A 367-nucleotide genomic window follows, 5' to 3' on the forward strand; every position below is an offset into this window, starting at 1 on the left:
TCCGCCATTTTCTCCTGATAGGCTGGGTCTTTTATCCGCAAGGTCGGCACGGGCCTTCGCCAGACAATGCCCATACGCGGTAACCATCGACGGAGCGTGGAGGCTGCCATATTGAGGCCTGTTAACCGATTGATTTTGATAGCCAATAGTTCGGTACACCAGCGGCTGCGCTGATAACCAAAATCTTGCGGAGAAAACTGCATGAGCAGCACCAGTAAAGTGACAATCTTGGCAACAGGTAAGACTGGGGCACGGCCAGCCGGTAAGGCTTCTAGCGCATCTATGCCTTCATCTCGATACCATCGAAGCCAACGGCCGATGGTCGAGCGAGCAGCGCCGGTAAGGTGATGAACATCAGTGACCGTGC

At 54.5% G+C, this 367-nt stretch carries 1 protein-coding gene; it reads right to left on the reverse strand.

The genetic code is table 11. The features are described from left to right. The coding region (locus J9889_RS16095; protein WP_210557341.1) for a helix-turn-helix domain-containing protein at positions 1 to 367 on the reverse strand (367 nt) is incomplete at both ends.

It is taken from the genome of Aeromonas sp. PrichA-15 (genome assembly GCF_017939245.1).
GTDB lineage: Bacteria > Pseudomonadota > Gammaproteobacteria > Enterobacterales > Aeromonadaceae > Aeromonas > Aeromonas caviae.